Source organism: uncultured Streptococcus sp. (assembly GCF_915066115.1).
In the GTDB taxonomy this organism is placed as follows: Bacteria; Bacillota; Bacilli; order Lactobacillales; family Streptococcaceae; genus Streptococcus.
The window spans coordinates 23,084-31,305 of record NZ_CAJZDT010000006.1; the positions used below are offsets into that span (position 1 = coordinate 23,084).

Consider the following 8,222-nt stretch of genomic DNA (forward strand, 5'->3'; position numbering starts at 1 on the left):
ATGAAAGAGTTTTTAGCAGGTTTTCAAGTAGATACTGAGAACAAAGAACTTGCAGGTGTCTGTGCAGGTTTAGGAAATTATTTTAATATCAAGACTAACGTCATCCGTTTAGTAGCAATTTTGCTGTTTCTTTGGTCAACAGAGTTTGGGATTTTAACAGTCATCCTATATGCTTATCTAGCAGGTTGGCTTGGGAGAGATCCTTTAGGAGAAGGGGCGAAAAAAGCAAGAAACCAAGCTATTCTCTTGTTTGCTGTTTGTTTGATTTTAGTATCACTTGGAACAGAGGGTTTGACAGCAATTTATGAATCAGGTAAAGTCTTTGGTCAGTGGTTAGTTGGATTGGTTTAATTTAGAAGGAGAATGAATATGACAAAGAAGCATGGATTGTTATTTTTGATGTCTATTATTTTGGGAGTTTTTTTGGCCATGTTTGTAGGGATGTTTAAGGCACTTGCTGAATCTCACGGAATTATGTTAGATGTAAAAATCTTGATACCATGGATATCAGCTATTTGTTTAGTATTAGGTTTCATTAGCATTCTTTTGACATTCAATTTCCTAAAGAAAAGCAGAAAGTTTCATTCCTTGTATCAAGAGGAAATGGATGATGATCTGAATGAAACCTATTATGTGCAAATGTATCGGAATCTCGAGTTTGGAACCACTGCTTTTAATATTGCAAGTGTAGCGATTTTATTGGCTCTTTTCATCTCAGGTAGTGAAGTGATTGTACCAAATAGAAGCAATCTAACCTTATCTCTTTCTTTTTTGGGATTAGTGCTGATTCTCAGTGTTCAAAAATATCTTTTTAAGACCATTGCGATTGTTCGTCAGTTTGATTTGGCATTTTTCTCAACACCAAAGGATGTCTTAGAGTATGTAAATTCTTATGATGAAGGGGAGCGTCAGGCTAATTTGGAACAGAGTTTTCGGATTTTATTCCAATTAAATCAGTATGTCTTACCAGTCTTATATGTTTTTCTTTTTATCATTTCTTTCTTGACAGGAGAGATTCAGTTACTAGCCTTCTTGCTTGTAGGAGCTATCCATATTTATATCAATGTGATGCAATTATCTATGGTAAAACGTTATTTCAAATAAAGGAGTTCCTATGATTCGTGTTGAAAATGTAAGCAAAAGTTTTGGAGGCAAGAAAGCTCTGAATCATATTTCTTTTGAGATTCAAGAAGGTGAAATTTTTGGCTTCCTAGGACCGTCAGGTTCAGGTAAAACAACTATGATCAATGTTTTGACGGGTCAGTTAGCTGCAGATCAGGGTGAGACCGTTCTCCTAGGAAAGTCCTCTCGAAATTTAACTTCAAATGATTTGGAACAAATCGGGATTGTTAGTGATGGCAGTGGTTTTTATGAAAAGATGAGTCTTTACAAAAATCTTCTCATCTATGCTAAGTTATATGGTCTCAAGTCAGACAGAGTAAATCAGGTGCTCCAACAGGTTGGATTGGCAGATGCTAAAGATATTATCGCAGAAAAACTATCTACAGGAATGAAACAACGAATGTTCTTGGCCCGTGCCCTTCTGAATGCTCCTAAGATTCTCTTTCTAGATGAGCCAACCAGTGGCTTAGACCCTACAACATCTAAGATGATTCATACCCTACTTCAAGGATTAAAGCAGGCGGGGACAACTATCTTTCTGACCACGCATGATATGCATGAAGCAACTCTGCTTTGTGATCGCTTATCTCTTTTAAATAAGGGAAACTTAATAGAGTATGGAAGTCCACAAGATATTATCCAGAAGTACCATGTGGTTAAGAAAGTACGTGTGGTTTATAATGATGGACGAGAACAGATAGTTCCATTTGAAGAATTGCCACATTTAGACACGACAGATTTGATGGTGGTTCACTCTTGTGAGCCGACTTTAGAAGAAATCTTTATCAGATTAACAGGAGAAAAGTTAGATGTTTAGAAAATTAAATGCCCTACTATGGTTAAGATTACAAGTCCTTATTAGCAATTCAACTTTGTTAGCGACTTTATTGATGCCTTTTGGTATTGCTGTTCTATATAATGAATTCATGAATAAGAATGGAGAATTGAGTATGTTTCTCCTCTCTACGAGTTTGACCATGGCCTTGAGTATGGGAAGTGGTTATATGGTATCGATTATGATGGCAGAAGATAAGGAAAAACGAAATCTTAAATCACTCATCCTAAGTGGTGTGACAGCAACAGAATATACTTTCAGTATGCTTGTTCTCCCTATTCTGATAATGTTACTTGCTATGATTGTACTTCCCATCTATCTTAAAGTAGATCTATCTGGTTATTTATTTGCCTACGTTATCTATTTGCTCCTAGCAACGATTAGTATTATTTTTATCAACATTCTAATCGGTGCGGTGTCAGATACTCAATCTAAAGCGCAAGTTTATAGTATCTTCCCTATGTTAATTGTCTCTGTTTTACCTATAATTGCTCTTCAAAATGATACGGTTCAGAAAGTATTGGATTACTCTTTTATTGGTCCAATTGTAAATCTTTTAAATAAAAAAGGTGGAGAAATATCTTTTTCTAACATCGGCATGTTACTTGCCTGGGTACTTGTGTTAGGAATAGCAAACCTCTTTGTATTGAAAAACAGTTATAAAGCAAGATAGGAGACTTTTATGAAATTACTTAAAAATTTTGGCTGGTTTCTTCTAGCCCTTCTATCCTTTGTGTTTATCTATGGTACCGTTCAGAGTGGGGCTGTAGAAGCTTTGAATCTAGGCGCTTCACCCTATGCTACTACCTTGCTCTATGTGGTCTTGGCTGGAGTATATGTGTACGTCATTTATAAATGGTATCAGAAAGCTCCTGTCCATATTGAGAAGAGTAGTTTTAACCGATTTATTTGGCTCCCTGCCTTGGTTTGGTTCTTATCTCTTGTCGTTCAATTTTTCCTACCAAATGATCCTTCGGTAAATCAGCAAACAGCGACAGACCTGACCTTGGCTCAGCCACTTTTCTCATTCTTTGCGGTCGTTATTTTTGCTCCTTTGACGGAAGAACTTATCTTTAGAGGGATGTTAGCACGCTACCTCTTTCCTAAGCAGGACAATAGTAAACAAACTCTGCTTTTCCTTCTGGTAACAAGTGTTCTATTTGCCTTGATTCATTTCCCAGGAACTTTGCAACAGTTTTTGGTTTATGCTAGTCTAGGATTGAGTTTGGGGCTGGCTTATGTAAGTCGAAAAGGTCTTCTTTACAGCATTTCTCTTCACGCTTTGAATAATTTAGTCAGCTTTTTGATGATTCTCATGCTATAATAGAGTCAGGAGGTCACATGAAACGAGTAATTTTATTAGCAGTGATTCAAGCAGTTGTTCTATTTTTCATCATTGGGGCGCTAGCTTATGCCTTCAAGGGCGATTTCTTCTACAACTATCTAGCAGTTGTCTTTGCCCCTATTGCAGGTGTCTTGCGCTTTGGGACAGCCTACACAACGGAAATTGTCTTGCCTCGAAAGGCAGCCGAAATTGCTGAAAAGCGTAAAGCAGGCAACAATTCAAAATAAAAGAGTCCGGTGAACTTCATCGGATTTTTGTATGGGCGTCGATTTTTAGAGTCTTCACTTGATTTTTAAAGACTGGCAAACTTTTCTGATGATTTTCATGAAGAGCCTGCGCTTTTATGGTAAAATAGTAACAGAATAAAAGAGGAGAGAAACAATGAAACGTAGTATGTATGCTGGTCGTGTTCGTGAGGAACACATCGGACAAGAAATGACCTTGAAAGGATGGGTTGGCCGTCGTCGTGACCTTGGTGGTTTGATCTTTATCGACCTTCGTGACCGTGAAGGAATCATGCAGTTGGTTATCAACCCTGAAAAAGTATCTGCAGAGGTTATGGCAACAGCTGAAAGCCTTCGTAGCGAATTTGTTATCGAGGTGACTGGACAGGTCGCTGCGCGTGAGCAAGCCAATGATAAGTTGCCAACTGGTGCAGTTGAGTTAAACGTGACAGCTCTGACAGTGCTTAATACAGCTAAGACAACCCCATTTGAGATTAAGGATGGCATTGAGGCCAATGACGATACACGTTTGCGTTACCGTTACCTTGACCTTCGTCGCCCAGAAATGTTGGAAAATCTTAAACTTCGTGCCAAGGTGACCCATTCTATCCGTAATTACTTGGATGAGTTGGAGTTTATCGACGTAGAGACACCATTCCTTTCTAAGTCAACTCCTGAAGGGGCGCGTGACTATTTGGTGCCATCTCGTGTCAATAAAGGGCATTTTTACGCTCTTCCTCAAAGTCCACAAATCACGAAACAACTTTTGATGAATGCTGGTTTTGACCGTTATTATCAAATCGTTAAATGTTTCCGTGATGAGGACTTGCGTGGTGACCGCCAGCCTGAGTTCACTCAGGTCGACTTGGAAACGTCTTTCCTTACTGAGCAAGAAATCCAAGATATCACAGAAGGTTTGATTGCGCGCGTGATGAAAGAAACAAAAGGAATCGAAGTGACGCTTCCATTCCCTCGCATGAAATACGATGATGCTATGGCTCTTTACGGTTCTGACAAGCCAGATACCCGTTTTGACATGTTGCTTCAGGACTTGACAGCAGTGGTCAAAGGTGTAGACTTTAAAGTCTTTTCAGAAGCACCTGCTGTAAAAGCAATTGTGGTCAAAGGAGCTGCGGACAACTATTCACGTAAAGACATCGACAAGATGACGGAAGTAGCCAAACAGTATGGTGCCAAAGGTCTTGCTTGGGTTAAGGTTGTTGATGGAGAATTAAACGGACCAGTTGCTAAGTTCTTGACAGGTATCCAAGCAGAATTGACAAGAGCGCTTGCTCTTGAAGATAAGGACTTGGTTCTCTTTGTGGCAGATACGCTTGAAGTGGCCAATGCAACACTCGGTGCCCTTCGTGGACGTATTGCCAAAGAACTTGGCTTGATTGATAACGATAAATTCAACTTCCTTTGGGTGGTTGACTGGCCAATGTTTGAATGGTCTGAAGAAGAAGGTCGCTACATGAGCGCCCACCATCCATTCACTCTTCCACAGGAAGAGACTGCTCACGAATTAGAAGGTGATTTGGCTAAGGTTCGTGCCATTGCTTACGATATCGTCTTGAACGGTTATGAGCTTGGTGGTGGTAGCCTTCGTATCAACCAAAAAGACCTTCAAGAACGCATGTTCAAGGCTCTTGGTTTCTCAGCTGAAGAAGCAAATGACCAGTTTGGCTTCCTTCTTGAAGCCATGGACTATGGTTTCCCACCACACGGTGGCTTGGCTATCGGGCTTGACCGATTTGTCATGCTCTTAGCAGGAGAAGAAAATATTCGTGAAGTTATTGCCTTCCCTAAGAACAACAAGGCAAGTGACCCAATGACACAAGCTCCTTCAACAGTAGCGCTCAAACAACTAGAGGAACTCAGCTTACAAGTAGAAGAAGATGAAACAAGCAAAACGAATTAAGCGGTGGCGCTATTATCTGCGCCGCTTTGCTTATCAGATAAAAATTTTACGTGTCTTACAAAGCATCTCTCGCGAAAAATATGATGAGAAGATTTCGGCCTCTCTGGTCTATGGTTTTCTATCAGCAGTAGCGGTCAATTTCTTTTTCCAACCTGGGCATGTGTATTCGAGTGGTGCGACAGGTCTGGCACAGATTATCTCTGCATTGAGTAATCACTGGTTTGGTTTTCATATCCCGATTTCGCTAACCTTCTACGCTATTAATTTTCCTTTGATGGTCTTGGCTTGGTATCAGATTGGCCATAAGTTTACGATCTTTACCTTTATCACGGTATCCATGAGTTCCTTCTTTATCCAGTTTGTCCCTGTGGTGACTTTGACGGAGGATCCCATTATCAATGCCCTTTTTGGGGGTGTTGTCATGGGCTTGGGAATTGGTTTTGCTCTTCGAAACAATATCTCCAGTGGTGGAACGGATATCGTCAGTCTGACTATTCGCAAGAAAACGGGTAAGAATGTTGGTAGTATTTCTTTCTTGGTAAATGGGACCATCATGTTGATAGCTGGTTTGACCTTTGGCTGGAAATACGCTCTCTATTCTATGATCACAATCTTTGTCTCTAGCCGTGTGACAGATGCAGTCTTTACCAAGCAAAAACGTATGCAGGCCATGATTGTGACCAATCATCCAGAGAAGGTAATTGACAAAATCCATAAAAAATTGCACCGCGGAGCGACCATGATCCACGATGCAGAAGGAACCTATAATCACGAGAGAAAGGCAGTTTTAATTACTGTCATTACACGTGCAGAGTTTAATGAATTTAAACAGATTATGAAACAGGTGGATCCAAGCGCCTTTGTCTCTGTATCGGAGAATGTTCATATTCTGGGACGATTCGTTGAAACAGAAAATTAGTAACAAAAAAACCAGCGTGAGCTGGTTTTTATTTTTCAATAATTTTGTGGGCAATTAACTGACGGTAACAAATTTGCTTATTGCTTTTAGCATCGTTGATAATCTGGAGGATAGTTTCAAGAGAAACACGACCAAGTTCTAAGCTATTGATATCAACATAGGCCGCCAAGTTGAGCTTGGGATTGACCGAATCGAAGCTGAGAACAGGGACATCCAGTTGATGCTTAGCGATATAGTCACAGACCCCTTCGGCTAGGAGACTATCGGTTGTAATGATAGCATCAATCTGTGGATCATGCTGAAAAAGGAGTTTACTAAATTGATACCCTTTTTCTTCCAGGAACTCCGTTGCAAAATAGGTCAAATTTCCGTCAATGGGCAGTTGGTGTTGTTTGAGGGCTGACTCGTAGCCTGTTAAACGGTCTTGCGTTACGAAGAGTCGCTTCGTCCCTCCAATGAAGGCAATTCGTTTGCAGCCTTTTTTGATGAAATATTCGGTTGCATCAAAACCAGCTTGAACATTGTCATTATCGACAAGAGGGATAAAGGGTGAAATGGATTTTCCTAGGATAAGGAAGGGGAACTGCTCATCAGCGACCAGCTTGACCAAGGGATCCTCCTCTTCGGCATAAAGGAAGATTAAACCATCCACACGTTTGCCGTAAACCATCTGTGAAATAGCTTTAAGACGCTCTTTTTCATCTTTCCCTGTTGCAATCTGAATAGCGTAGTGGTTTTCAGAAGCGACTTGGGCGATACCACGGAGGACAGATGGGAAGAAAGGATTTTGATAGAAGGCGTCTGAGTCGTCAGGAAGGACCAAGCCGATAACTTGGGTATAACTGCTTACCAAACTACGAGCGTTGAGGTTGGGGTGGTAATTAAGCTCCTTCATAGCCTTGCGAACACGTTTTTTTGTTTCGTCGCTAATGGTTGATTTATTTTGAATAACACGGGTTACAGTTGAAGGCGAAACACCAGCAGCCTTGGCCACGTCTTTAATCGTAACGGGCATAAAAATCTCCTATTTATGGTAATCTGGATCACGGAAATGTGTTTTATAAAAGATAGTGACCAGATACAGAACAAAAAGAATGTTTTGTACAGTTATCAGGGTTGTCATATTTTGGCCAAGTAATCCCAAAATAAGCGTAATCAGAGTTGGTAATCCTAAACAGTTCAAGATAAAATGGTAGCACTCTTTAAATGTTCTAAATGAAAAGAGGCGTGATTTCTTAGTAATATAAAGGAGAAGACTGGCTCCCAGAGAGACGATAAAGAAATTCAAACCAAAGAGGAAGCTCGCACCGAGAACTAGGAAGAGACTGATATAGACACGATTCTGCTGGTACCAGTCTTTAGAAATTGCTTGGGTCAAGCTATCTTTGCTTTTGAAACTCTCAGTTTCAATCGCTCGGTAAGAGATGCGGGTCAGCTCTTTACTCTCCTTGCTGATGACTAGTTCTTTCGTATCGAAATGCAGTTGCAAGTTCTTAGGTAATTCCTTGCTTTGACTTGGACCGATTAAAAGAGAAGGTGCTTGATTAGCTGTTCCTGTATAAGTTAATGTGCCATCAACAATTCTAGCATGTTCAGAGAGATCCTGGACAACCTCATCTGTAAGAGGTTCATAGACATTATCGATAAAGGTTTCTAGCGGATAAGTCTCCTGGGAGCTGTTTTGGATGGCAATGGGTACCATAGACAAGCTGATAAGGAAGATACTGGTAAAGAGAAGCTGAAACCAGTTGAGTCCGAAACGTTTGGATAGGGGCTTACGAAATCCCCAAATACTTGAAAAATAAGAAAATGGATATGGAAGCATTTGTATCTTTCTAAAAGGTGTTTTCTATATG

General features: G+C 40.3%; 10 protein-coding genes. 8 read left to right on the forward strand and 2 right to left on the reverse strand.

Annotation, left to right across the window (positions count from 1 at the left end):
- From QZ565_RS01090 to QZ565_RS01125, 8 genes are all read left to right on the forward strand, one after another.
- Entirely contained in the window at positions 1 to 351 is a 351-nt protein-coding gene (locus QZ565_RS01090) for a PspC domain-containing protein (protein WP_295524348.1), read from the forward strand.
- Between the two features lie 18 nt (positions 352 to 369).
- Positions 370 to 1,104 carry a DUF3169 family protein gene (locus QZ565_RS01095; protein WP_295524350.1) on the forward strand — a complete coding sequence of 245 codons (735 nt, stop codon included), beginning with the start codon at positions 370 to 372 and terminating at the stop codon, positions 1,102 to 1,104.
- Between the two features lie 10 nt (positions 1,105 to 1,114).
- On the forward strand, positions 1,115 to 1,939 hold the full coding sequence (locus QZ565_RS01100; RefSeq protein WP_295524352.1) for an ABC transporter ATP-binding protein: 825 nt from the start codon (positions 1,115 to 1,117) through the stop codon (positions 1,937 to 1,939).
- On the forward strand, positions 1,932 to 2,630 hold the full coding sequence (locus QZ565_RS01105; protein WP_261014524.1) for an ABC transporter permease: 699 nt from the start codon (positions 1,932 to 1,934) through the stop codon (positions 2,628 to 2,630). The genes QZ565_RS01100 and QZ565_RS01105 overlap by 8 nt, the downstream gene beginning before the upstream one ends.
- A gap of 9 nt (positions 2,631 to 2,639) precedes the next feature.
- Complete coding sequence (locus tag QZ565_RS01110) at positions 2,640 to 3,281, forward strand: type II CAAX endopeptidase family protein (protein WP_295524356.1); 642 nt, start codon at positions 2,640 to 2,642, stop codon at positions 3,279 to 3,281.
- Between the two features lie 17 nt (positions 3,282 to 3,298).
- Positions 3,299 to 3,529 (forward strand): hypothetical protein, encoded by a 231-nt coding sequence (locus QZ565_RS01115; protein WP_000832185.1) that lies wholly within the window; start codon positions 3,299 to 3,301, stop codon positions 3,527 to 3,529.
- Positions 3,530 to 3,683: 154 nt separating this feature from the next.
- Positions 3,684 to 5,447 carry an aspartate--tRNA ligase gene (gene aspS, locus QZ565_RS01120; protein ID WP_295524358.1) on the forward strand — a complete coding sequence of 588 codons (1,764 nt, stop codon included), beginning with the start codon at positions 3,684 to 3,686 and terminating at the stop codon, positions 5,445 to 5,447.
- Positions 5,425 to 6,366, forward strand: a complete 942-nt coding sequence (locus tag QZ565_RS01125) for a YitT family protein (protein WP_295524360.1) — start codon at positions 5,425 to 5,427, stop codon at positions 6,364 to 6,366. Before aspS ends, QZ565_RS01125 begins: the two co-directional genes overlap by 23 nt.
- 28 nt (positions 6,367 to 6,394) lie before the next feature.
- Here QZ565_RS01125 and QZ565_RS01130 read toward each other — a convergent pair whose 3' ends face one another.
- Together QZ565_RS01130 and QZ565_RS01135 are read right to left on the reverse strand one after the other, a co-directional pair.
- The gene (locus QZ565_RS01130; RefSeq protein WP_271631146.1) at positions 6,395 to 7,381 is read right to left on the reverse strand and encodes a LacI family DNA-binding transcriptional regulator; all 987 of its coding nucleotides are present in this window, start codon (positions 7,379 to 7,381) and stop codon (positions 6,395 to 6,397) included.
- Positions 7,382 to 7,390: 9 nt separating this feature from the next.
- Positions 7,391 to 8,191: a DUF1189 domain-containing protein gene (locus QZ565_RS01135; RefSeq protein ID WP_295524364.1), complete on the reverse strand. Its 801-nt coding sequence runs from the start codon at positions 8,189 to 8,191 to the stop codon at positions 7,391 to 7,393.
- Between the last annotated feature and the right edge of the window lie 31 nt (positions 8,192 to 8,222).